Consider the following 23,400-nt stretch of genomic DNA (forward strand, 5'->3'; position numbering starts at 1 on the left):
GAATCACTATGAATAGATCTTTTTATAAGCGGTAAGAAGAGTTGGCATGGACCTTGCTTTCTCTTGATGTGCCTTCACTGTTTAGAAGGATTATTTTAAGGAGATAGTTAAATGGGACAAATCATCGATTCAATGGATCAGGCGGTTGCTTCAAAGGTTTCTGAAGTACTGGATCTTGCAGTACTGGAGCGTCTTTTAGAGGACACGTCGATCGATTTCTTGCCAAGCCTTATTGAAGTGTTCGAATCAGAATCTTCACAGCGTTTAGAGAACATCAGTAAAGCGATGTCTGAAAATGATTTAGCGACATTAGGTATCGAAGCACATTCACTGAAAGGTACCTCAGCAACCTTTGGTGCCGAAACGCTTCGTTCTACCGCCGAGCGCATAGAAAAAGCAGCCAAATCTGGCGATCAAGCGACGGTTGATCAGTTTGTGCCTTCTGTACCCTCGCAGCTGGAATCTGTCCTTGCAGAGTTGAACCGGTTTTCATCATCGCTATCGGCTTAATAGAGTTAATTGAGGAAATTTCTGATGTCTCAGAATCAAGTATTAATTGTTGAAGACAGTGCCAGTCTGCGACGTATCTATGCACAGTACGTTGAGAAGGAGGGGGTATTAGTTGATGCCGCCGCCACACTGGCTGAAGCTCACACCGCACTTGATTCCAAGGTTTATCAGGTCGTTCTTCTGGATCTGCGCCTGCCTGATGGTGATGGCTTTGAGCTTCTTAAACGAATTATTGAGCATCAGATTAACTCTTTGGTGATCATTATGACCTCGCATGGCTCGATCGATGTGGCCGTCGATGCCATTCGTTTAGGCGCCTATGATTTTCTAGAAAAACCTTTTGATGCGCGTCGACTAAAGGTAGCGATCAGCTCAGCATTTGCACAGGTGGCAAAACTCAACTTTGCTCCTGTCGATTTGGCAGAGAAGAGGGAGCGTGAGACCTTCCATAGCTTTATTGGTGCCAGTCCTGCGATGCAAGATATGTATCATCTTATCGAGCGTGCGGGCCCCAGTAAGGCATCTGTCTTTGTGACAGGGGAGAGTGGCTCAGGTAAAGAGCTCACTGCAGAAGCCCTGCATAAGCAGAGCGCGCGTTCTGAAGGTCCTTTCGTTGCTATTAACTGTGCCGCTATTCCTAAAGATCTTATGGAGAGTGAGATCTTTGGCCATGTGAAGGGTGCGTTTACTGGGGCCAGTGCCAATCGTGAGGGCGCAGCCAGCAAAGCCAATGGCGGTACACTTTTTCTAGATGAAATTGGTGAAATGAGTCTTGATTTGCAAACCAAATTGCTACGATTCATTCAGACCGGCATTATCCAAAAAGTAGGAAGTAATTCAGATGAGGTGGTCGATGTTCGATTCATCTGCGCAACGAACCGAGACCCTCTGGTTGAGGTGCAAGCGGGTCGTTTTAGAGAGGATCTCTACTATCGCCTGCATGTGATTCCTGTTCACCTGCCGCCGTTACGGGATCGCGGTGATGATATTCTAATGATTGCCGAATTCTTCCTTAACCGTTACGCGCGTGAAGAGACCAAGTATTTCGAGGGCTTTGAAGATGAAGCTAAGCGTAGACTGCTGGAGTACCACTGGCCAGGTAATGTCCGCGAACTTCAGAATGTGATTCGTAATGTCGTTGTATTAAACGAGGGGGGTATGGTCGGTGTGGCCGATTTCCCGGCCCCGTTAAATTCGCTGCAGGAGATTGTGGCACCACAACCCGTCAAAACAGAAGAGCCAGAAGAGGTTCAAACGAGTAAATCCGCTAAGAAGTCTAAACCCTATTCGAAAGTGATGGCTCAGAGTTTAGACGAGATTGAACCTCTGGATGTATTAGAGCGAAAAATCATCGAAAATGCCGTCAAACTCTGTAAAGGCAATGTCCCTAAAGCGGCCGCGTTACTTGAGGTTAGCCCCTCTACACTCTACCGCAAAATAAAGGGTTGGAGTTAAGCGCTGCGATCGCGACTCTGTTCATTAGGGTTAGGTATGCTGACCATGCCTAACTCTACCCGATCCCTTCCTTTTGCTTTGGCTCGATAGAGCGCATCATCCGCCCGTTTAAATAGCTCATCTGCTTCGACACCGGCAATAAAACTACTGATACCGATACTAGCCGTTACCTTACTCACGGGTGTGAATGGGTGATCTCTTAGTGTGTTTCTAAGTTTTTCTGCAAGAATCAACGCTTCAGATTGGTTGGTGTTGGGTAAAATGATCATAAACTCTTCACCGCCCCAGCGACCCAATATATCCACATCACGAATATTATTCTGAAGTAGGTTAGCGACGGCATAGAGAACGTCATCGCCTACAAGATGCCCGTGGGTATCATTGATCTGTTTGAAGTGATCAATATCTAACAGCAACAGCGAAAATTGAGTGCCGTATCGGTTTGCACGTCGCAGCTCTGCTTCAAATAGCTCATCTAGCCTCGAACGATTGTAGAGGCCGGTTAACTGGTCCGTCATCCATAGCTCTTCCAGTTTTTTCTGAGTCGAAATGTCTTCGCGAATCTCGGTGAATCCAATCAGATTAGCGTTTCGGTCGTATTGAGGCTCGATCTGAAGCTTGACCCAATAGAGTCCACCGTAGGCATTTTTCTCTTGGGTTTCAACACTCACGACCCCTTTCTGACTTGCCTCTTGATATCGTTGTTGCAAAAGGCGTGCGCTGTTTTCGTCTGGAATTAAACGAGCTAATGTGCCTGATTTAAGTTGTTCTTTTGTATATCCCGTGTGATCGCAAAAGGCGCTAGATGCCTTAGTCACCTTGCCGTTTGGGGCGGTATTTACCATTAAGATGTGTTTGTCGATGATGGCAAGATGTCGCTGTGTCTTGTGACGCTTACGCTTAAGCTGTCTAAACTGCTTATGTCCACGTGAACGAAATAGCTGCAGGGTTCGAGTCATTGTGGCCAGCACAATGATGATAAGTGTAACAGAGACTAAAAAGATGACGGGGTGGAGTCTTATCTCAGCCATTAGAGAGCTCTCATTAGCCCAAAGAGGTTGGCTAATGAGTAACAAAGATAGGCAGGAAACTAGGTAACTAAAACCCATACAAAACCCTTCCAAACATAATGAAAGCTTAAGCCTAGCAGAGGATTTTGATTTTGCAGGATTTTTTAAGACGTTTTATTTGTGTAAAATAGAACGTCCAATCAAAATAATACTTTATTTAAAATCAGTTACTTATCGATAACTTCTGATAGTGGTTGTGCAAAGGTTTGCACCATATCCCAAGGGAAACGAATCCAAGTATCTTGGCTGACCTCAGTAATAAAGGTATCAACCAGTGGTTTGCCAGCCGGTTTTGCATAGAGTGTTGCAAAGTGTGCTTTAGGAAGCATTTCGCGAACGTATTTTGCGGTGCGGCCGGTATCAACCAGGTCATCGACCAAAATCATCCCCTCGCCATCACCTTCAATGCCTTTTAGTACCTCTATCTGCCCCTGAACAGAAGCTTCACCACTGTCTGAGTTTGAGTAGCTAAGGACACAGATCGTATCGATCATGCGAATATCCATCTCTCGAGCTAGGATGGCTGCTGGTACTAAGCCGCCGCGAGTGATGGCAATAATGCCATTCCAAGGCCCTTGTTCTAGAAGGCGCCAGCTCAGTGCACGTGCATTTCGGTGCAGTTCATCCCAGCTTACGGGAAAGTCTTTGCTGAAGGGTGTCATTATCTTCTCCTAAGAAATCGTACGAGCCGCAAGCGTATTAGCAGCCTCTTTATGTTCATGCATGATCTGTTCAATATCTTGACCGACTAACTCACCAGCCTTAACGCGCCACTCGCCATTCACCATTACGGCTTCTGCGCGATGTGCCCCACACAACAGCAGGGCGGCTAATGGATCGTGAGCACCGCTAAAGCGCGGCTCATCAAGCTTAAATAGAGCTAGGTCGGCTGCTTTGCCCACCGCGAGCTCACCTATATCGTTACGGCCTAATACCTGCGCTGAGCCTTTGGTACCCCAACGATAGGCGTCAAAATGGGTGACCGCAGAGGATCCGTAACGCAGGCGCTGGATGTACATGGCTTGGCGAACTTCTTGAATCATATTCGAGCAATCGTTCGACGCAGAACCATCGACGCCCAAACCTACCGGTGAACCGGCCGCTTCAAGCTCCTTCACTTTAGCAATGCCCGATGCCAGCATCATATTCGAGCTTGGGCAGTGACAGACTCCGACGCCAGCTTTACCCAATCGGGCAATCTCTTCGTCATTAAAATGTATGCCGTGCGCCAACCAAGTGTTACTGGATAGCCAACCAACAGACTCTAGGTAATCTACCGTTCGCATTCCTAAAGAGCGTTCACAGAAGTTCTCCTCGTCGATGGTCTCTGCTAGGTGCGTATGGAGTCGTACATTGAGTTGTTTGGCCAGACTGGCCGTGTCACGCATCAACTCGGTCGTCACAGAGAAGGGAGAACAGGGTGCTAAGGCGATTTGTGACATCGAATAGGGTTCGCTGTCGTGATAGCGAGAGACTAGGCGTTCAGAATCCTGCAAGATCTCATCTTCTGTTTGAACCACGGTATTAGGCGGTAATCCACCTTGATCTTGGCCCAAACTCATAGAGCCTCGGGTCATCGCCATACGCACACCCATCTCACGGCCGATTTCAACTTGATGATCAATGGCATCAGTAAGATTGGCTGGGAACAGATAGTGGTGATCAGAAGCGGTTGTGCAGCCGGACAACAGTAACTCGGCCAGTGCCAGTTTTGTGGCGGCACGATGAACCTCAGGATCTAAATTGGCCCAGACAGGGTAGAGCGTCTGAAGCCAAGGAAAAAGCTCTTTATTGAGCACTGCGGGCAGTGCGCGAGTCAGTGTCTGATAGAAATGGTGGTGGGTGTTAATCAGACCGGGAATCAGAACCTGATCACTGACATCAATCGTTTGATCAATATTAACGGGTGTTTCACCCTTGGCAACCAGCTCTACGATCGTCTTGCCACTGACAACAATACCGCCAGAAGCATCCTCATCGTTTCCCGTGTAGATGGCTAATGGATTGGATAACCAGATGCGAAGATTGTCTGTCATACTTTGGCGGATCTCAAAGCTTGTTAATAATTGAAAAATAGTCGTCTATTGAACCCAATATTTGACTCAAAAATCAAATAAAAATTAACTTCAAGGTCAGTTTATTTATTTGACCACTTGGTTAGGTTTTAGCACAATAAGTCTATTATATATGACCCTTCAGGCAGCATTCATATGATCAGTTACTGGAAAAATGGTTCCATTGAGCAGGATAGTCCGCTTTCCAATACCGAGACTCTATTGGAATTCCTGCGTGAATCTAAACGTCTCACAGGGACCAAAGAGGGGTGTGCCTCTGGTGACTGCGGTGCCTGTACGGTTGTGCTTGTCTCTTTAGATGATAATAAAAGGCTTAAGTATGAGGCGGTCAATAGCTGTTTGATGCCGGCTGCTGAGTTGGCTGGTAAAGCGCTGATTACGATTGAAGATCTAGCGCAAGGCGATGATCTACACCCACTGCAACAGGCATTTATAGAGCAGCACGCATCGCAGTGTGGATTTTGCACCCCAGGGTTCATTCTTTCTGCACTTGCATTGAAAAAGCACGAATCCAATCCTGATGTGGAGGCGATCGATGAAGCCCTAGGCGGCAATCTTTGTCGATGCACCGGCTATTCACCCATTGTTAAAGCGGTTCAATTGGCCGATTGCAGCCATGATCGATTTGCTCAATGTGAAGTTGAGTTAATCCATTCCCTAAAGCAGTTACAACACTCAACGGCATCCGTTGCCGGTTTCCATCAACCTCGAACATTAGAGGCGCTTTGTGAATTAAAATCGGAACATCCAGAGGCCATTTTGTTATCCGGTGGTACTGATTGTATGCTGCGGGCGACTCAGGGGCTTGAACAGGTCGAGACGCTTATTAGTACTGACAGAGTTGCCGCCTTACATCAATTAACTATTGTGGGTGGCCACTGGTCAGTCGGTGCAGCGGTCACTTTGAGTCGAATTAAAGATCATGCAAAAGCGTCTGATTTTAATGCTCTTGATCAGCTGCTCAGTCGATTTGCATCACAACAGATCCGTAATCGCGCGACCTTGGGTGGTTCTATCGGAAATGCCTCTCCAATTGGCGATTTAGCTCCGTTGATGCTCGCTTTAGATGCAGAGTTGGTTTTGAGCTCTGTTCAACAAGAGCGAAGGGTTGCGCTAAAACATTTCTTCTTAGGCTATAAGCAGACCGCGTTGAGTTCGGATGAGGTGATCAGTCAGATTAACTTCAACCTTGCTGATCAGGCCCAAGTGCATTTTGAGAAGGTGTCCAAGCGCCTGGATGATGATATCTCTGCCGTCGCTGTAGCGACTCATTACAGGATGCATGAGGGACGGTTAACCTCATTGCGCATAGGGTTAGGGGGTATGGCAGCCACTCCGGTTTTGGCACTGGGTGTTATGGCCGCTTTTGAAGGTACAGCCCCCTCATCCATTACCCTTGATCAGGTCACTGATGCGTTAGGCGAGTTAACGCCTCTATCAGACCTCAGGGCCAGCGCTGATTATCGCCTCAAAGCCTGTGCCCGTGTCATTCACTTCCATCTAATCAGTGCGAAGGAGTCAGTATGAAACCTGTAGGCGTTTCAGTCACTCACGACAGTGCGTTGTTGCATGTGACGGGTAGAGCACGATACGTAGATGATACTCCCTTACCTGAAGGCACCCTGTTTGCTGCCATCGGGCAAGCATCTATCTCCCGAGGCCGTCTGTTATCGATGGATCTGAGTGCAGTGCAAGAGGCTCCAGGTGTTATTACCGTGCTGACGTCCAGGGATATTCCTGGAATAAAAGATATTGGTCCTGTCTTTCCGGGTGACCCGCTTTTAGTAGATGGCGATGTGCTTTTTCATGGTCAACCGATCTTTCTCGTAGTAGCTACTGATGAGAAGCAAGCACGCTCTGCGGCATTATTGGCTGAGGTTCAATACGAAGAGTCTAAGCCAATCCTCTCTATTGAAGATGCAAAGTCCCACGCGTATCGAGTACGTCCTCCTCATGTGATGCAGAGAGGCGATCTGTCCACAATGGACACATCTGAACATCAGGTCTCTGGCGAATTGCGAATTGGTGGCCAAGAACATCTCTATCTTGAAGGGCAGGCCTCTTTAGCAGTGCCAACAGAGGAGGGGGGTATGCATCTTCTCTGCTCTACGCAGCACCCGACTGAGGTGCAAACCCTTGTCTCTGAAGTGTTGGGCCTTCCATTCCACGAGGTTGTCGTTGAAGTACGACGCATGGGAGGCGCCTTTGGAGGTAAAGAGACGCAAGCAGCTCCTTGGGCTTGTTTAGCGTCACTGGCGGCGCACAAGCTAGGTAAACCGGTAAAGCTTCGTCTACCTAGATCAACGGATATGACGGTAACGGGGAAACGTCACCCCTTTATCAACCAATATCAAGTGGGATTCCGTAGTGATGGTCAAATCGAAGCGGTACAGATCGACATTAATGGCGACTGTGGCTGCTCTCCAGATCTAAGTGATGCCATTGTGGATCGCGCGATGTTCCACAGTGACAACGCCTACTATTACCCAGCTGCTAAAATCAGTGGTGAGCGTTGGCGAACCGATAAGGTTTCTAACACGGCGTTTCGTGGCTTTGGTGGGCCTCAGGGGGTCATCACGGCTGAAGCGATGTTGGATGATATTGCACGCGCCTGTAAACAGGATCCTTTAGATACACGGCTTAAGAACCTCTATTCAGGTCAGCAGACACACTATGGTCAAACCGTCGACGGAACAACGCTGCGGGAGATCATGACCCGCCTTAGAGAGAGTGCTGACTATGACCGTCGTCGACAGAAAATTGCTAAACATAACTTAGCCTCATCTCGTTATCTTAAAGGGCTGGCGTTAACCCCGGTCAAGTTTGGTATCTCCTTTACCGTTAAGCATCTCAATCAAGCGGGCGTGCTTGTTCACATCTATACAGACGGTTCCGTTCTGGTCAGTCAGGCGGGTACTGAGATGGGGCAGGGACTTTACACTAAAGTGGCTCAAGTGGTTGCCTCAGTATTGGGCATTGAGATCGATCGAGTGAAGATGAGCAGCACTCGAACTGACAAGGTTCCCAACACGTCACCGACGGCTGCTTCAAGCGGTAGCGACATGAATGGTATGGCAGCCCATGACGCAGCGACCACACTGAAAAGTCGGATTGCAGAATTCATTGCCAATCGCGAATCGATTAATGCCGAAGAGATTGAATTCAAACAGGGGCTGTTGAGCTGGGGTGCCAGTTCAATCACGTTTGCCGAGGCTGTAAAAGCGGCCTATATGGATCGTGTTCAGCTCTCTGCCACAGGCTTCTACAAAACGCCCAATATCTGGTATGACAGAGCTTCTGCACAAGGCAACCCATTTCTCTACTACGCTAATGGGGCCGCCTGTTCGGAGGTCATTATTGACCGATTAACGGGCGCCACTCATATCGAGCGTGTCGATATATTGCACGATACGGGTAACTCATTGAATCCAGCCTTGGACAAGGGTCAGATAGAGGGAGGGTTTATTCAGGGAGCGGGTTGGTTAACCAGTGAGGAGCTTAAGTGGGATGACGAAGGGCGTCTACTGACAAACTCCCCAGCTACTTATAAGATCCCAGCGATTAGTGATCGACCCACTAAGCTAAGTATCGAACTGCTGGATAAACCGAACAGTGCGGCAACCATAGCAAGATCTAAAGCAGTCGGTGAGCCACCCTTTATGCTTGGCATCTCTGTCTGGTGTGCAATTCGCGATGCAATTTCGAGTATTTCCGGCTATGGTATATCGCCTACCTTAGATGCACCGGCAACCCCTGAGGCCATTTTAAACGCCATTACTACCCTTGAGGACTCTCTGTGATTCAACGTTGGAGCTACAAACTTGCTGAGCTGTTAAAGCGGGGGCAACCGGTTGTTTTAATCACACAGGTCGGTGAGAGAGGCTCCAGTCCACGTTCGTCAGGTGCCAAGATGTTGGTCACCAGTAACGCCACTGTGGATTCACTCGGTGGTGGTAATCTTGAGCATCAGGCGATTGAATTCGCACGACAGCTACTGACAGAGCAGAAAGATGGTCTGCACGAACTTGAGTACACTCTGGCCGGTAATCTTGGGCAGTGCTGCGGTGGAGAGGTTAGGGTGCTGTTTGAGGTTTTTAATACCTCTCTACAGCCTCTTTACCTATTTGGTGCCGGTCACATAGCTCAAGCGTTAGTGCCCTTGCTCGCGCAGCTGCATTTTGCCGTTAACTGGGTCGATGACCGAGATGAACTCTTTGTTCAGCCTATTCCTGATGGTGTGACCCGCATTGAACGAGATCCAATTGATGTGGCGCGAGATATTCCGAATGATGCGTGGATGTTGATTATGACCCATGATCATCAACTGGATCTGGATCTTCTACTGGCAGCTATCGATGGAGGTCTGCCGACCTATACTGGCATGATAGGCTCAGAAACTAAGGCATTGAAATTCAGACAGCGTCTTGCTCAGCGGGGTATTGCTCAGGAAGTCATTGACTCCATTCACTCGCCTATAGGCTTGCACAATTTGCATACTAAATTGCCGGTAGAGATTGCGATTTCAGTTGCGGCTGATGTCATGACTCGGCTGCAGCAACAGCGGGGTGAATTATGAGTCAATCCTGGGCCTTACGTTGTCAGATCCTGAGTTGTACTTCTCAACCTAAAGAGGATGAAGGGTGGTTCTATCACTCAGATGGGCTTATCTGGATAGTCGATGGGTTGATTAAACGGGTAGGCTGTTACACTGATCTAAGAGCGCATATCCCCTCTGATCTTCAAATCGAGCATCGTCCTGGGCATCTGCTGATTCCTGGCTTTATCGATACCCATGTTCACTACCCACAACTTGAAATGATCGGTGCTTACGGGACTCAACTCTTGGATTGGTTGAATCGATACACCTTCCCTGTTGAATTAAAGTATCGCGATATCGATTACGCGACTGAGCAGGCTGGACGGTTTCTCGATCAGTTATTGGCGAACGGCACGACAACCGCACTGGTGTTTGCGACCTCTTCGGTTAACTCAGTGGATGCCTTTTTTGCAGAATCCCTGCGTCGTAATCTACGTATGGTCAGCGGCAAGGTTTTAATGGATCGGCATGCACCAGATGATCTGTGTGATACCCCTCAATCGGCCTATGACGACTCCTGTTCGTTAATTGACAAATGGCGTGGTAGTGGACGGTTGGGTTACGCGGTAACACCTCGCTTTGCACCCACATCGACCGACGCGCAATTAGAGGTCGCTGGTGCTCTAATGAAAGAGAATAGTGATGTCTACCTACACACCCATCTCTCTGAGAATGTCGATGAGATCGCATGGGTAGGGGAGTTATTTCCTGATCGCCAGGGCTATTTAGATACCTATGATCACTTTGGACTCGTGACCGATCGTTCGGTGTTTGCTCACGGCATTCACCTCAATGACGCTGAGATGCAACGTCTTCATGACTGTGGCTCCGCTATTTGTCACTGCCCATCCTCCAATCTTTTCTTAGGATCGGGGTTATTTCCTTTGAAGCGTCTGCAACAGGCTGGCGTTAATGTGACTATGGGTACTGATGTTGGGGGTGGTACGTCGCTCTCTATGCTGAGCACCCAAGGTGACGCCTATAAAATTCAGCAGATGGCGGGACATCTTCTTAAACCTTTAGAAGCCTTCTATATGGCCACTCTGGCCGGTGCTAAGGCATTGGGGCTGGATGATCGAATTGGCGCTTTAGCAGAAGGGTTTGAGGCCGATATGGTGTTGCTCGACTTGGCCTCTACACCGGTGATCGAAGAGCGGATGAAACGGGCTGATCAGATTGAAGATGTCTTATTTGCACTCTCTATTCTGGGGGATGATCGATCAATCGCACAGACCTATGTGATGGGCGAGCCTGCCCTTTAGGTTATATCTTTACTTTTACTATCAACCGCTTGCCGCGACCTTCTCCAGCGATTTTTAAATCCAGATCGCCATTTAACTGATCAACCATAGCACCGACTATGGCCAAGCCTAAGCCGCTGCCTGGTTGAGATCTCTGATTACCGCGAACAAACCTCTGCTTCAATCCGTTTAGATCTTCTGGCGCTAAATCGGGTGCCAAATTCTCAACACTAAAGGCACCGTTCGACTCTAATCGGATGATGACAGGGCTCTCATTGGGCGCATACTTCAAGCCGTTTTCGACTAGGTTACTGAGTATGACGGCTAAGGCGTCAGGATCGATATCTAACAGTGGCGGTGATTCGCTGATGATTTCGACTCGATCATTACGAGGGTCTAGCTCACGGGCAATCATCTTAACGATGAGCTCAAGATTGGTTGGCTCACCCTTGTATAGGGTTACCGATTCAGCGCGCGCTAATTGAAGCAGCTTATCAATCAGACGAGTTAGGCGTGCTAAGCTGGATTGAACAATCTTGAGTCGCTCAGCTTGATCCGTCGAACCAAGCTCATCAGAGAGTCTCTGCAGTTGAACGGACGCTACAGCCAGTGGGGTTCTTAACTCATGTGCACTGTTGGCCGCAAACTCACGCTCCGCTACCAGAGCGGTTCTAAGTCGATCAAGTAGGGCATTAGTGGCCCTTTGAACCTCTAAAAAGTCCTGTGGTAGCTCAGCTTGTGCGATTGGCTCTAAATTACTGCCGCTACGTGTCGCCATATTCTCAGCAAACTGTTGAACGGGCACTAAACGTCGTCTCACTGCGATGTAGACCAGCAAAACGCTCAATGGTAGCGCAATGGTAAAGACCAGTAAAAAGAGCAGGGCGGTATCAAATAGGACGCCGTAGCGGTGATCGACGGTCTCCGCGACCTGAAGATGGTAGCGACCATCTAGCGATGAAGCTGTATAAATGCTGAAATTTTTGCCATGGGTAAAGCCTGTCTGCAAACTATCAAGCATTGGCGTCATGGGCGCATTATTCGAACGCACCAGTATTCGCCCCTTAAAGTCACGCAGTTGATACATCAGGTATTCGGGTTGATCGCCCAAAATTCTTGGACCAACGCTTAGATTGAGCGTGCCCAGTAAGCTTAGCTCAGGTCTTAGATCAAGCAGGCCGAATTGGTTAAGTCGGTAGTCGGATATAGCGAGAGGCAAAACACGTTGTGCGGTCTCTTTTAGGCTTTGATCGTAGGTTGAATTGAGCTCCTTAACGAGTACCCATAGCGCGACCACCGTTGCCAATAACCAAACCAGCACCAAGCTCAGTGCAATTTGTACGCCGAGCTGAGCGGCTAAGGTTTTGGGTTTTAGAAACACGCTAGGCCTCTAAACGGTAGCCAAGGCCACGTGCCGTTTTAATCAGCTCTTTACCCAGTTTCTTGCGTAAACGACTGATGTAGACCTCGACGGTATTACTCTCTACCTCATGTCCAAAGGCGTAGAGACGATCTTCGATCTGCTCTTTGCTGACAATGTGTCCGGGTCGTTTAATCAGTGTTTCTAAGATACTCCACTCACGAGCCGTCAGCTCGACATCTTGCTCGTCGACCTGCAGTGAGTGTTTTTGAAGGTCGGCTGTGATTCGACCAAAGGTGACCGCATTGGTCGCTAATCCGGCTCCTCGGCGTGTTACCGCCTGAATTCTGGCATTGACCTCATCCAAATCGTAAGGCTTGATCACATAGTCATCGGCACCGGCATCAAGACCGGCAATTCGATCGCTGATTTGATCACGCGCTGTCAGGATGATGACAGGGGTTGTAAGGCCTGCTTGGCGACGCTTTTTAAGCCATGGGATGGCATCGCCGTCTACCAGCTGTAGATCGAGAAGAACAATATCGTACTCTGTTGTTAGTAGAGCGGTTTCGGCTTGGCGCAAATGATCGAAACCATCAACTGCCATGCCTGACAGCTCCAGATGCTCTGTTAAAGCGTTAGCTAATGCCAATTCATCTTCGACGAGTAGTACGCGCATGGCCAGCTCCCTGGTAGTGAATGCTCAATTTGGTTATTGGGCCAAAAGAGAATGAAAACAACCTTAACTAAGGCGTTTAGCTGATCTGCATACCTGCAAGAACCAATGCCGTTAGCGTTTTCTCAGCCTGATCATAGACCTCTAAATTGAGTCGTCTTTGCCCCAGAGCGGCCTTCACTTGAAGTTCGTAATCGGCGTAGTGTTGGGTAGATGCCCAGATGATAAAGAGTAGATGCTCTGCAGAGAGGTCAGGATTAACCTTGCCTGTTGATTGCCACTGTTTGATGATGTCACAACGGCCGGTAAACCACTCATGGTACTGCTTACCGAAGCGTTTTTTCATATGCGGTGCGCCGTTGATCACTTCCGCTGCAAAGATACGCGAAGCTTCTGGGTTTTCGCGTGAAAAGGTGATCTTTTTAGAGATATATTCCGTGATGAAGGCTTTAGGATCATCTTCGGCGACCAGTAGATCGAGGGATCCATCCCAAAGTGAAAGAATGTGTGTTAACACCTCTTGGTAGAGAGCCTCTTTAGAGCCAAAGTAGTAGTGTACATTGGGCTTTGGAAGCTCGGCTCTATCCGCTATGGATTGAACGGTGGTGCCTGAAAATCCTTTTTGGGCAAATTCACGTACCGCAGCGTTAATAATGAGTTGGCGGTTACGTTGACGAATGGCGCCGGTGTTTGAATCTTGGTTCATAGTAGATCTCTACTGAAGGGTATAAATACCACCCGTTTGATGGGCTGTTCTGTTACTCTAACGACTTGATCTTGTGGGTCAAGTTTTTACCGATCTCAATCTGTTAGCTTAAGGTTTTTACTGTGTTTCGACTCTTTGAGCGTTTTACTCAGCCCTACCCAGAACAGGGTGAATTACAGCCCCCTTCAACGCTGTTTGCGTTCATGCGTTTTTATACCAAAGGGTTTGAGATTCCGCTGTTAATCCTGTCGTTAAGTACCGCTTCCATTGCGATTCTAGAGGCGGTTCTATTCAGTTTTATGGGTGATTTGGTTGACTGGATTTCGACCATGACACCAGCTGAGTTGCTCTCTGAAAAGAGCTCAGAACTCTGGATGATGGCAGCTGTGCTATTGATCCTGTTCCCGTTGCTAACGCTAATCCACTCTTTGGTGATGCACCAATCACTGTTGGGTAATTATCCAATGGCGATTCGCTGGCTGTCTCACCGATACCTGCTTAAACAGAGTGTCAGCTTCTATCAGAATGACTTTGCGGGTCGTATAGCGACCAAAGTGATGCAGACAGCGCTCTCCGTTAGGGAAGCAGTGATGAAACTCTTGGATGTGATGGTCTATGTGCTGGTCTACTTTATCAGTATGTTGGTGCTGGTGGCTCAATCAGACTGGCGCCTAATGATTCCCATGCTGGTTTGGTTGATCTGCTACATCGGCATTCAACTCTTTTTTATTCCTAAGTTAAAGCGGGTTGCGACTGAGCAGGCCGATGCTCGTTCAGTGATGACAGGCCGTATTGTCGACAGCTACACCAACATAAGCACGGTAAAGCTGTTTGCCCACACTCAGCGTGAGTCAGATTATGCCAAAGAGAGCATGGATGACTTCCTAAAAACGGTCTACAGCCAAATGCGCTTAGGGACCGGGTTTAACGTGCTGGTTAACCTCATCAATTACCTTCTGACCTTTAGTGTTGCCGGCGTTTCCATTTATCTCTGGTCAGACTCAATTGTTACAGTGGGTGCGATAGCGATCGCGGTGAGTCTCTCTCTGCGATTAAGTGGCATCTCTCACTGGATTATGTGGGAGATCAGCATGCTGTTTGAGAATATCGGAAGCTCAGTTGACGGCATGAGAACGCTCTCTAAACCGATCGATATCATTGACAAGCCTGACGCGTCTGAATTGGCGCTCGTGAATGGCGAGATTGAGTTTGATGCGATTCAGTTCAACTATGATGTCGAAAAGCCTGTGCTGAATAAATTGAGCTTACACATCAATCCGGGAGAGAAAGTCGGTATTGTGGGGCGCTCAGGTGCCGGTAAATCAACGCTGGTTAATCTCCTGTTGAGGTTTTACGACCTGCATTCTGGTCAGATTAAAATTGACGGTGTCGACATTACCGATGTGACGCAAGACTCGCTTCGAGCGCAGATTGGCATGGTCACTCAAGATACATCTCTACTGCACCGAACGATTCGCGAGAACATTCTCTATGGACGCCCTGATGCCAGTGAGGAGGAGCTGTTGAAAGCCTTAAAGCAGGCTCAAGCGGATCTGTTCGTTAATGACCTAACAGACCCTGAGGGTAATCGTGGTTTGGATGCGCAAGTGGGTGAACGTGGCGTCAAACTGTCCGGCGGGCAGCGTCAGCGCATCGCCATCGCGCGTGTGCTGCTTAAAGATGCGCCTATTTTGGTCCTAGACGAAGCAACGTCCGCCTTGGACTCTGAAGTGGAGGCCGCTATTCAAGAGAGTCTTTACCAATTGATGCAAGGTAAGACCGTCATCGCCATTGCGCACCGTCTATCAACCATTGCAGCAATGGATCGACTGATTGTGATCGATGAAGGGCAAATTGTGGAGCAGGGGACACACCAAGAGCTACTCAATTCCGGTGGGATCTATGCGCAACTCTGGGCCCATCAAACCGGCGGTTTCCTGGGTTTAGAGTAAATATCTACTACTCAATACAGGATTGAGCTTGTCGCTCTTGCTCAGACAGGTGTGATTTTCGTTTGCGCATCCACAGGCGTGTTAACAGTGTGCCGATAACGTAAGCTGTTAACACGATCAAAATATCACTGTTAACAAAGCTGACCGCGGTGATCATTGGGCCTGGGCAGTAGCCAGCGATTCCCCAACCCACGCCAAACAGAGCCGCGCCAAGTATCAGGCGGCGATCAATCTGTTCCTTAAGTGGTGTTCTGAATAGTGTGTCGCAGACCGGTTTATTTCGCTTTAGAATCAAGGGTGTAGCCACTATGTTTACAGCTAAGGCTCCTGCCATGACAAAGGCTAATGAGGGGTCCCATTGCCCTGTAACGTCAAGAAAGTTGACCACCTTGGCGGGATCGATCATCTGGGCTACAGAGAGACCAAGACCAAATAGGGTGCCTGATATCAAAGCGACTAGTAAGGATTTAATGTTCATTAAGCGCCCCCTACAAGATGGCGAACAATGAACACTGTTATCATCGCTGTCAGCATAAAGATCAGCGTTGCTACAAGAGATCTAAAGCTTCTACGAGCCAAACCACATATGCCATGGCCGCTGGTACAGCCAGTGCCAAGTGCTGAGCCGATGCCGACCAAAAGACCGGCAAGGATCAAACCCACTTTTCCAGTAACGGGCTGAATGCTCTCTACACCAGGTGAGATGCCCAATAATTGGTAAAGCACCCCGCCTACAACTAAGCCGACTAAAAATAGAATACGCCATGGGATATCACCTTTTTCGGGAAGAATAACACCACCGGCTATCCCTGAAATACCCGCTATCCTCCCTTTAAAAAGCAGAAGAACGGCAGCCGACAGGCCAATTAAGGCACCACCAAGGAGTGCACTGTAAGGTGTGAAATTAATAATTTCCATGGGTAATAAAAGAGTCTGAAATTTCGCGATCGATAATGCTAATGGAGATGAGTCGTTTTAGCTAGAAGTTTGGTAGATTAAAGGGTTAGAGTCTTAGATGATATTGAACGCTTATTGCGTCTCTCGGAAACGCTTCTCGATTTTATCGAGGGTTGAATAACCTAAGGCTAAGGGTATTACCGCCTCGTCGTTGACCAGAAGTAGGGCAGGAAATCCTTGAATGCCAAGGGTTCTACAAAACTCCAGTTCACTGTTCAGTTTTGATTCTATCCTATCGCTGCTGAGTAATTCAGCGAACTGGCTAGCATCAAGCCCAATCGATTCTGCGCACTCAAGCAGGGTGCTTGTTTCAGAGGGGTTTTTAGCATCCAAATAGTAGGCCTTTTGAATGGCTTGGCTCATCAATTGCCGACCCTCTGGATGAAGCTCACCTGCCGCTATGACGGCTCGACAGCTAGGGTAGGTTGAACGTCTTGGTGTATTGCGAGTCCAAAAATCGTAGTTGAAGCGAGTACCTGTTTGAGACTCAATCCGTTGCCAGGTCGATGCGATCGCCTCACGCATCGATTGCGGCATAGGCTCATCAGAGTCTGGTGCCAGACCACCCATCACCCAAAGTACGTCGAGATCGGGATGCTGTTGCAGCCAGTTTTCTAACGTCTTTGAAAAGGCCCAGCACCAGGAGCACATGGGGTCCATAACATAGATGAGTGATCTGTTTTCCATGATTTAAATCTTCACTGCAACGCGGCCACGCACTTTACCTTCCAGTAGAGCAGCCCCTGTTTCGATGACCTGATCTAGAGTGATCTCGTTGGTCATGGTGTTAAGGTCATCTTGATTGATAATCTCTGCAAGAGCCGCCCAAGCGGATTCACGCTGAGCGATGGGTTGCATCACACTGTCGACACCCAATAGAGATACACCACGTAAGATGAACGGTGCAACGGTCATTTTCAGATCCATGCCCTGTGCCAGGCCACAGGCAGCCACAGCGCCACCCCATTGGGTTTGAGCACAGGCATTCGCCAAAGTATGACTGCCCACGCTATCGATAACCGCTGCCCAGCGTTCAGCTTGCAGAGGTTTTCCCGGCTCAGAGAGCTCGGCACGATCAATAATTTCAGATGCACCCAACGTTTTAAGATACTCGGCCTCTTCAGAGCGTCCTGTTGATGCACAGGTGGTGTACCCAAGTTGTTTCAAAATGCGAAGCGCAAAGCTACCGACACCGCCATTCGCCCCGGTCACTAGCACCGTACCCGACTCGGGTGTAATACCTGCTGATTGAATCGCTTGTACACAGAGCATTGCAGTGTAACCTGCCGTGCCAATGGCCATTGTTTGGGCTGCGCTGAGTGCTTCAGGTTTCTTGATTAGCCAATCGGCTTTCACTCGCGCTTTCTCTGCTAGACCACCCCAGTGGGTTTCGCCAACACCCCAGCCATTCAAAATGACTTGATCGCCGGCTTGGAAACGACTGTTTGTGCTTTCGATAACTGTGCCAGCAAAATCAATTCCGGCAACCATTGGAAAACGACGGACTACAGGCGCTTTACCCGTAATGGCTAAACCATCTTTATAGTTAAGGGTTGAGTACTCAACTTGCACCAGAACATCACCCTCTGGAAGCTGCGCTTCATCTACCTCAGAGAGTTTGCAGGTGTAACCAGCTGTTTCGTCTTTGTTAATGAGAATGGCTTTCATCGAATGGATACTCCTCTAGAAAGGTTCGACTGGATATAAATTGATTAAAAAACAGGTAGAGCGGGGTGGCTGACTGCTGAAGTTTTGCTTGCAACACAGCACCTTCCCAACCGATCCAAAACGCTTGGGCGAGTTGAGAAGAATCGGCACTTCGATCAACTTGGCCCGCTTGTTTACCTAGTTCAAATAGATCGCGTGTTAAGCCAGCCCATTGATTAAAAATCGATTCAATCGCATTTCGAAAATCATCATCCAACGCGCTGATCTCTTGCCCTAAATTGCCAATCAAACAGCCTCGTTGAAAGTTGTACTTCTGCATCCCATTAGCGGCGGAGGTAACAAAGGCTTTTAATCGCTCAATAGGGGATAGATCGGCATTTAGAAACTGCTTATTCAGTTTATGCTTAAAGAATTCGTTGTAACTTTCGATTACCGCTAACCCAAAGCCAGTTTTAGAACCAAAGTGGTGATAGAAAGAGCCCTTTGGTACCCCGGACTGTTTAAGTAGCTTGTCGAGCGGCGTTGAAGCAAAACCCTGTGAGGTCATTAGCTCGGTGCCTATACGTAGCAGTTTCTCTTTAGCGCTTAAATCGTTCATATCAAAGTGTTTGGCCATTTTTTAACCATACTAGACCGATCGGTCTAGAGCGTCAATCAGTTCTATCCCTCTTTAAATGAATAAAGTTGGCACGCTGATTGCTTAATGATTGGCTAAATTGATCAACAGAGATATTGGACGAATTTAGAGGTGCTTATGAATAGACAAATCTGTGAGTCGCTAACGGATCAAGCGGTTTTTAATGTTGATAGCTTAACTAACAGCCAATGTAACCTGAACGATGTATGGATCACGGAGCAGATCGATGAAGATGGTAAAGATATCCTGACGACTATATCTTCATGGGTGAATGGCGAGGGAGCGAAATTCGCACTTCAGATCAATTTTCGTTTTGATCCAAACTGCCCCGGTAAAATATGGGCCGACTACCGCTCACAGCCATCGATTATGAATGGGCACATTCTTGATGAATATGGCTTTAAACTACCGACTTACAAGTACCGCCGCTTAAGCTGGGATCTGTTGATGCAGATAGATACCCAAACCCTAGAGGAGAGGGTATCTGAACTGCATAGAACAACCCATTAATCCAAAATGCTTAATTTTTGCTCGGCTATGCTCTTGTTAGGATTTAATTGATGAGTGAGTGAGTCGATACAGGCTGATAGAGCCTCTTCGACCACAGGATGGTATGTCGGCATTTTGGATAGCTGCATTGCTGTCTGTTTTTGCTCAATCGCCCAGGCCATTAAATGGGCCAGATGCTCACCATCAACCGAGACAATCTCGGCCCCTCTAATAGTCCCTGTCTCTCTATCTGCGATTATCTTTATACCGCCAACAGTGGCGTGTTTAACCTTTGCTCGCCCGTTAGCTGTCAGTTTAACGAGAGAAGAGAGAGTCGTTTCATCCTCGACTAAATTGCCGACACGTGCAATGTTTGGCTGTGTAAAGACAATGCCAAGCGCTGTTTTGCGTTTAAACCTTTTAGCGGTTGTTTGATTAGCGTTATAGCCTGCAATCAGACCTTCATCAGCAGCTTCATGCATAACCGCGCGTTCTGAGGTTGCATCACCTGCAATATAAAGTGATGTACCCTCGACGCCCATTGTCTGCTCATTAAAGCTCACCTGTCCATCTAAGATAGCTGCTCCCGCTGCTTCAAGGTTCATTTTCAAACTGTTTGAGCGTCGACCCAGTGCGAGCAAGACCGCATCAAACGACTCTTCAATGCCGTTGCATATAACATTGACACCGCCAGAATCATTTTGATTAAGGGTCACGGGCTCCCCAAGGTGGATTGGGAAATACGTGGATAGTGATTCTAGTGCATCCTCGAGTAGTTCATTATCTTGAATTCCGGCAACCGTTTGAGCTTGATCAAAACCTGCAACACGAACACCCAATTGACTTAAAGCTTGACCCATTTCTAGGCCTATAGCACCCATCCCTATGATGGCAATTGATGAGGGGAGTTTCTCGATCTCAAAAAAAGTGTCTGTCGTGTATAGGTTAGCAAAGTCCTGCCAAGGTTTAGGTATAACAGGGGATGACCCAGTAGCGACGATAGCATTATTAAACGTGATATCTTGGCCGTTAGCCCTAAGGCTATTTTTACCTGTGAATTCAGCATAACCACGGATTAAATGGTTATCATCCATTCTCTCAGTGGTGCGTCCGCGTACACCATTTGTGAACATGTCGCGCATCTTCCTAAGGTGCGTCATTACAGCGACAGGATCCAACTCAAGATGCGAGCTGCCTAAAATACCTTGGCTTTCAAACTGATCTCTACTACTGAATAACTCAGCGGTTTTTAACAGTACTTTCGAAGGCATGCAGCCAACGCGAGCGCAAGTGGTTCCATCTTCACCACCCTGAATCAACAGCCAGGAACGACCGCTCTTTTTGACTTCTGAAAGAGCGTATAAACCAGCCGTTCCAGCACCAATGATGACGGTATCGACTTTGCGATTCGACATGAAAGCCCCTTTAATTGATTAATATTAGATAATTCTAATGTGTATCAAGGATTAGATGTATGATCAAAATCAATATCAGGTCAAAAACTATCGATACACTTCATCCATTGGCTTAGCGTGTTGATTAGAGGTGTAGATCAGAGCATTTTTTCGGCTCAGTTTAGAGGGGGAAGAGACCCCACAGCTCTTAGCGATGGTCTCAAGCTCTTTGTGCATCTCTTTAGCATAAGCAGCAACACGAACTGATTTGTTGACGGGATCTAGACCCGCTTGAAGTCGCTTATCATGCGTCGTGATTCCGGTTGGACAGGAGTTTTTATGACACTGCAAAGCTTGTATACATCCCAACGAGAACATGAAGCCTCGGGCTGTTGTGACAGCATCTGCACCGGCACAAAGGGCCCAAGCTACATCAACAGGAGTAATCAACTTGCCTGAGGCGACCAATTTTATCCGTTCTTTTAGGTTTAACTCAGTCAGAATGTTAGAGACTAAGGGGAGTGATTCTTGCAAGTTCATACCCGCGGCATCGATAAGAGACATGGGCGCTGCCCCTGTACCGCCGTTACCCCCATCTAGAGTGATAAAATCAGGGGCATAGGCGTTAATCACATCATCAAACGCGCTTTGCTTTGATTGGCTATCAGCTATATCTGCGGCAGCCGCCGAAGCTCTACTCGTTAAGGCGGTAAGCATCTCCCTGAACTCTGAAATATTACCCACACAGAGTTTGATGCCTACGGGTTTTTCGGTCACTAATCTGACGTGCCTAATGAAATTGTAAAGGTCGTCATAATTCTGAATTTCTTGATGGGTAGGCGGGGAAATGCTGGCTTTACCCTCAGGAATGCCTCGCTGTGCAGCAATCTCAGCAGTCACTTTGTCAGCCGGGAGTATGCCGCCTTTACCGGGCTTGGCGCCCTGAGAGAGCTTAATCTCAAACATTTTAACATTTGAGTTTTCTGCAACGACCTTCAGCTTCTCTTCACTTAATGAGCCATCTGAGTTACGTACGCCATACTTTGCGGTACCAATTTGGTAGACCACATCCGCTCCACCTTGAAGATGCTCTGTGGAAGCTCCTCCTTCACCCGTGTTAATCCAAATACCGGCTTCACGTGCGCCTGCAACGAGCGCTTTGACAGCGGGTTTTGAAATAGCACCAAAGCTCATACCTGAAATATGAAACACCTTGTCTGTGGCGTAGGGGTTGGGACAGTAGGGGCCAAATACCTGTTGTTGAGGCTCTTCATTGCCCGTGTAGGGAAAGATCGAGTTCGCAAAGAGAACATCCCCTTCATGTTGAAGGCGCGTAGAACCAAAGGCTTGAAGAGTAGATTCCTGCTTTGCCGCCTGATACACCCAAGTTCTATCGGCACGGTTAAAGGGCATCTCCTCACGATCTTGAGCAAAGAAATACTGCCTGAAAAAGACGCCCATCTCCTCAAACATGTAACGTAGTCGCCCAACAACGGGGTAGTTACGACGAATGGTGTGGTCAACCTGATGACGATCACTGACATAAAGCAAGATAAGACCAGAGACAAAAATCAGAAGAATGACGCCTGGTAGATAGCTCAGAATGAAATCAAAAAATCCAGCAATAATACCCATATACACCTCAATCTATTTGCTTTAACTTAACACGAAGAGATTAATCAAATGTTAAATTTCTTATCCATTTATCATAGAGCAGGGAACAGAAAGTGACTAACCCTTTGACGACGTTAATGAGTACGAAAGAGTTGATTCCGTTGGATTGTGAAACGGTTATTTTTGACTGCCGTTTTGATCTGATGAATCCAGAAGCAGGGCAGCAAGAGTACGATGAAGAGCATATTGAAGGTGCTTTCTACGTTAACTTAGATGAGGTCATGTCCTCTCCAATCACGGCCACAAGCGGAAGACACCCATTGCCATCAAAGGAGTCGTTTGCACAGTTTCTAAGGTCCTGTGGTGTTTCTGAGAATACACAGCTGATTGCCTATGATAATTCGGCTGGTCTGTTTGCGGCTCGTTTCTGGTGGATGTGTCGATGGATAGGTCATGAGTCTGTAGCCATTCTTGAAGGTGACATTAACGCTTGGAAACAGCAGGGCGGAAAGGTCACAACAGAAGCGCCACCTAGAAATCAAAAGGGTGATTTAACGGTTAAGGAGAGCTTGGAATCCGTTGTTGATGTTGATGATGTTATTAAGGCTTCTAAACTGCAGGATCGTATTATTGCCGATGTCCGTGCTGCAGAGCGCTTCAGAGGTGAGGTAGAGCCCATTGATCCGGTTGCTGGGCATGTACCAAATGCAAAGAACATTCCACTGTCTGATAACTACAACGCTGAAGGACAATTTCTATCTGCAGACCAACTACAACAGATCTATCGCCACAAGCTGGGTGACTATAAAGCGCAGGATCCAATCCTGATGTGTGGTTCTGGTGTAACCGCTTGTTTAAGTCGTTTCTGCATTGAGTTGGCGGGACTGCCACCAGTCAGTGTCTACCCAGGATCCTGGTCTGAGTGGATTAGAGATCCCAATAGGGGTGTTGAAACTGGGAATTAAACAGTCAGGGCAGGGTGTCAGGCCAAAAGCCTGA

Annotated in this window: 22 protein-coding genes; 9 read left to right on the forward strand and 13 right to left on the reverse strand. The window is 47.9% G+C overall.

What is annotated here, in order from left to right; translation table 11 throughout:
* The first annotated feature begins 111 nt into the window (after positions 1 to 111).
* Both XMG59_RS00505 and XMG59_RS00510 read left to right on the forward strand, forming a co-directional pair.
* On the forward strand, positions 112 to 510 hold the full coding sequence (locus XMG59_RS00505; protein ID WP_173480958.1) for an Hpt domain-containing protein: 399 nt from the start codon (positions 112 to 114) through the stop codon (positions 508 to 510).
* Between the two features lie 24 nt (positions 511 to 534).
* A complete protein-coding gene (locus tag XMG59_RS00510) occupies positions 535 to 1,965 on the forward strand; it encodes a sigma-54 dependent transcriptional regulator (protein ID WP_173498029.1) in 1,431 nt (476 codons plus the stop codon).
* On the opposite strand, the gene XMG59_RS00515 is transcribed toward XMG59_RS00510, so the two are convergent.
* From XMG59_RS00515 to XMG59_RS00525, 3 genes are all read right to left on the reverse strand, one after another.
* Positions 1,962 to 2,996 carry a diguanylate cyclase gene (locus tag XMG59_RS00515; protein WP_173498030.1) on the reverse strand — a complete coding sequence of 345 codons (1,035 nt, stop codon included), beginning with the start codon at positions 2,994 to 2,996 and terminating at the stop codon, positions 1,962 to 1,964. The genes XMG59_RS00510 and XMG59_RS00515 overlap by 4 nt on opposite strands.
* Before the next feature lie 206 nt (positions 2,997 to 3,202).
* Positions 3,203 to 3,697 (reverse strand): xanthine phosphoribosyltransferase, encoded by a 495-nt coding sequence (gene gpt, locus XMG59_RS00520; protein WP_173483966.1) that lies wholly within the window; start codon positions 3,695 to 3,697, stop codon positions 3,203 to 3,205.
* A 9-nt stretch (positions 3,698 to 3,706) separates the two neighbouring features.
* Positions 3,707 to 5,071 (reverse strand): 8-oxoguanine deaminase, encoded by a 1,365-nt coding sequence (locus XMG59_RS00525; RefSeq protein WP_173483965.1) that lies wholly within the window; start codon positions 5,069 to 5,071, stop codon positions 3,707 to 3,709.
* A 174-nt stretch (positions 5,072 to 5,245) separates the two neighbouring features.
* Between XMG59_RS00525 and XMG59_RS00530 the strand changes: the two genes are divergently transcribed.
* The 4 genes from XMG59_RS00530 to guaD are packed head-to-tail and all read left to right on the forward strand — an operon-like array spanning position 5,246 to position 10,969.
* Entirely contained in the window at positions 5,246 to 6,637 is a 1,392-nt protein-coding gene (locus tag XMG59_RS00530) for a xanthine dehydrogenase small subunit (protein ID WP_173483964.1), read from the forward strand.
* Positions 6,634 to 8,910 (forward strand): xanthine dehydrogenase molybdopterin binding subunit, encoded by a 2,277-nt coding sequence (gene xdhB, locus XMG59_RS00535; protein WP_173483963.1) that lies wholly within the window; start codon positions 6,634 to 6,636, stop codon positions 8,908 to 8,910. Before XMG59_RS00530 ends, xdhB begins: the two co-directional genes overlap by 4 nt.
* The gene (gene xdhC / locus XMG59_RS00540; RefSeq protein ID WP_173483962.1) at positions 8,907 to 9,686 is read left to right on the forward strand and encodes a xanthine dehydrogenase accessory protein XdhC; all 780 of its coding nucleotides are present in this window, start codon (positions 8,907 to 8,909) and stop codon (positions 9,684 to 9,686) included. Before xdhB ends, xdhC begins: the two co-directional genes overlap by 4 nt.
* Entirely contained in the window at positions 9,683 to 10,969 is a 1,287-nt protein-coding gene (gene guaD, locus XMG59_RS00545) for a guanine deaminase (RefSeq protein WP_217363653.1), read from the forward strand. Before xdhC ends, guaD begins: the two co-directional genes overlap by 4 nt.
* A gap of 1 nt (position 10,970) precedes the next feature.
* On the opposite strand, the gene XMG59_RS12240 is transcribed toward guaD, so the two are convergent.
* From XMG59_RS12240 to XMG59_RS00560, 3 genes are all read right to left on the reverse strand, one after another.
* The gene (locus tag XMG59_RS12240) at positions 10,971 to 12,329 is read right to left on the reverse strand and encodes an ATP-binding protein (protein ID WP_173482500.1); all 1,359 of its coding nucleotides are present in this window, start codon (positions 12,327 to 12,329) and stop codon (positions 10,971 to 10,973) included.
* A 1-nt stretch (position 12,330) separates the two neighbouring features.
* The gene (locus tag XMG59_RS00555) at positions 12,331 to 12,987 is read right to left on the reverse strand and encodes a response regulator transcription factor (RefSeq protein WP_173480948.1); all 657 of its coding nucleotides are present in this window, start codon (positions 12,985 to 12,987) and stop codon (positions 12,331 to 12,333) included.
* A 76-nt stretch (positions 12,988 to 13,063) separates the two neighbouring features.
* Entirely contained in the window at positions 13,064 to 13,690 is a 627-nt protein-coding gene (locus tag XMG59_RS00560) for a TetR family transcriptional regulator C-terminal domain-containing protein (protein ID WP_173482499.1), read from the reverse strand.
* A 122-nt stretch (positions 13,691 to 13,812) separates the two neighbouring features.
* Between XMG59_RS00560 and XMG59_RS00565 the strand changes: the two genes are divergently transcribed.
* On the forward strand, positions 13,813 to 15,642 hold the full coding sequence (locus tag XMG59_RS00565; protein WP_173498031.1) for an ABC transporter ATP-binding protein: 1,830 nt from the start codon (positions 13,813 to 13,815) through the stop codon (positions 15,640 to 15,642).
* A 7-nt stretch (positions 15,643 to 15,649) separates the two neighbouring features.
* Here the strand turns inward: XMG59_RS00565 and XMG59_RS00570 are convergent, their stop codons facing one another.
* The 5 genes from XMG59_RS00570 to XMG59_RS00590 form a co-directional block, all read right to left on the reverse strand.
* Positions 15,650 to 16,120, reverse strand: a complete 471-nt coding sequence (locus tag XMG59_RS00570) for a YeeE/YedE family protein (RefSeq protein ID WP_173498032.1) — start codon at positions 16,118 to 16,120, stop codon at positions 15,650 to 15,652.
* Positions 16,120 to 16,560 (reverse strand): YeeE/YedE family protein, encoded by a 441-nt coding sequence (locus tag XMG59_RS00575; RefSeq protein ID WP_173498033.1) that lies wholly within the window; start codon positions 16,558 to 16,560, stop codon positions 16,120 to 16,122. Before XMG59_RS00575 ends, XMG59_RS00570 begins: the two co-directional genes overlap by 1 nt.
* A gap of 111 nt (positions 16,561 to 16,671) precedes the next feature.
* Entirely contained in the window at positions 16,672 to 17,286 is a 615-nt protein-coding gene (locus tag XMG59_RS00580) for a DsbA family protein (RefSeq protein WP_173498034.1), read from the reverse strand.
* A gap of 3 nt (positions 17,287 to 17,289) precedes the next feature.
* On the reverse strand, positions 17,290 to 18,267 hold the full coding sequence (locus XMG59_RS00585) for an MDR family oxidoreductase (RefSeq protein ID WP_173498035.1): 978 nt from the start codon (positions 18,265 to 18,267) through the stop codon (positions 17,290 to 17,292).
* A complete protein-coding gene (locus XMG59_RS00590; RefSeq protein ID WP_173498036.1) occupies positions 18,248 to 18,883 on the reverse strand; it encodes a TetR/AcrR family transcriptional regulator in 636 nt (211 codons plus the stop codon). Before XMG59_RS00590 ends, XMG59_RS00585 begins: the two co-directional genes overlap by 20 nt.
* A gap of 138 nt (positions 18,884 to 19,021) precedes the next feature.
* Here XMG59_RS00590 and XMG59_RS00595 point away from each other — a divergent pair, with 138 nt between their 5' ends.
* Positions 19,022 to 19,414: a hypothetical protein gene (locus XMG59_RS00595; protein WP_173480940.1), complete on the forward strand. Its 393-nt coding sequence runs from the start codon at positions 19,022 to 19,024 to the stop codon at positions 19,412 to 19,414.
* On the opposite strand, the gene XMG59_RS00600 is transcribed toward XMG59_RS00595, so the two are convergent.
* On the reverse strand, positions 19,411 to 20,808 hold the full coding sequence (locus tag XMG59_RS00600) for a dihydrolipoyl dehydrogenase (RefSeq protein WP_173480939.1): 1,398 nt from the start codon (positions 20,806 to 20,808) through the stop codon (positions 19,411 to 19,413). The two genes, XMG59_RS00595 and XMG59_RS00600, sit on opposite strands and share 4 nt — an antisense overlap.
* Positions 20,809 to 20,895: 87 nt before the next feature.
* Positions 20,896 to 22,422, reverse strand: coding sequence for an FMN-binding glutamate synthase family protein (locus XMG59_RS00605; protein WP_173498037.1), 1,527 nt, complete (start codon positions 22,420 to 22,422; stop codon positions 20,896 to 20,898).
* A gap of 92 nt (positions 22,423 to 22,514) precedes the next feature.
* Here XMG59_RS00605 and XMG59_RS00610 point away from each other — a divergent pair, with 92 nt between their 5' ends.
* On the forward strand, positions 22,515 to 23,366 hold the full coding sequence (locus tag XMG59_RS00610; RefSeq protein ID WP_173498038.1) for a sulfurtransferase: 852 nt from the start codon (positions 22,515 to 22,517) through the stop codon (positions 23,364 to 23,366).
* The last annotated feature ends 34 nt before the right edge of the window (positions 23,367 to 23,400 follow it).

Origin of the sequence: Marinobacterium sp. xm-g-59 (assembly GCF_013283315.1) — a bacterium.
Taxonomy (GTDB): domain Bacteria; phylum Pseudomonadota; class Gammaproteobacteria; order Pseudomonadales; family Balneatricaceae; genus Marinobacterium_E.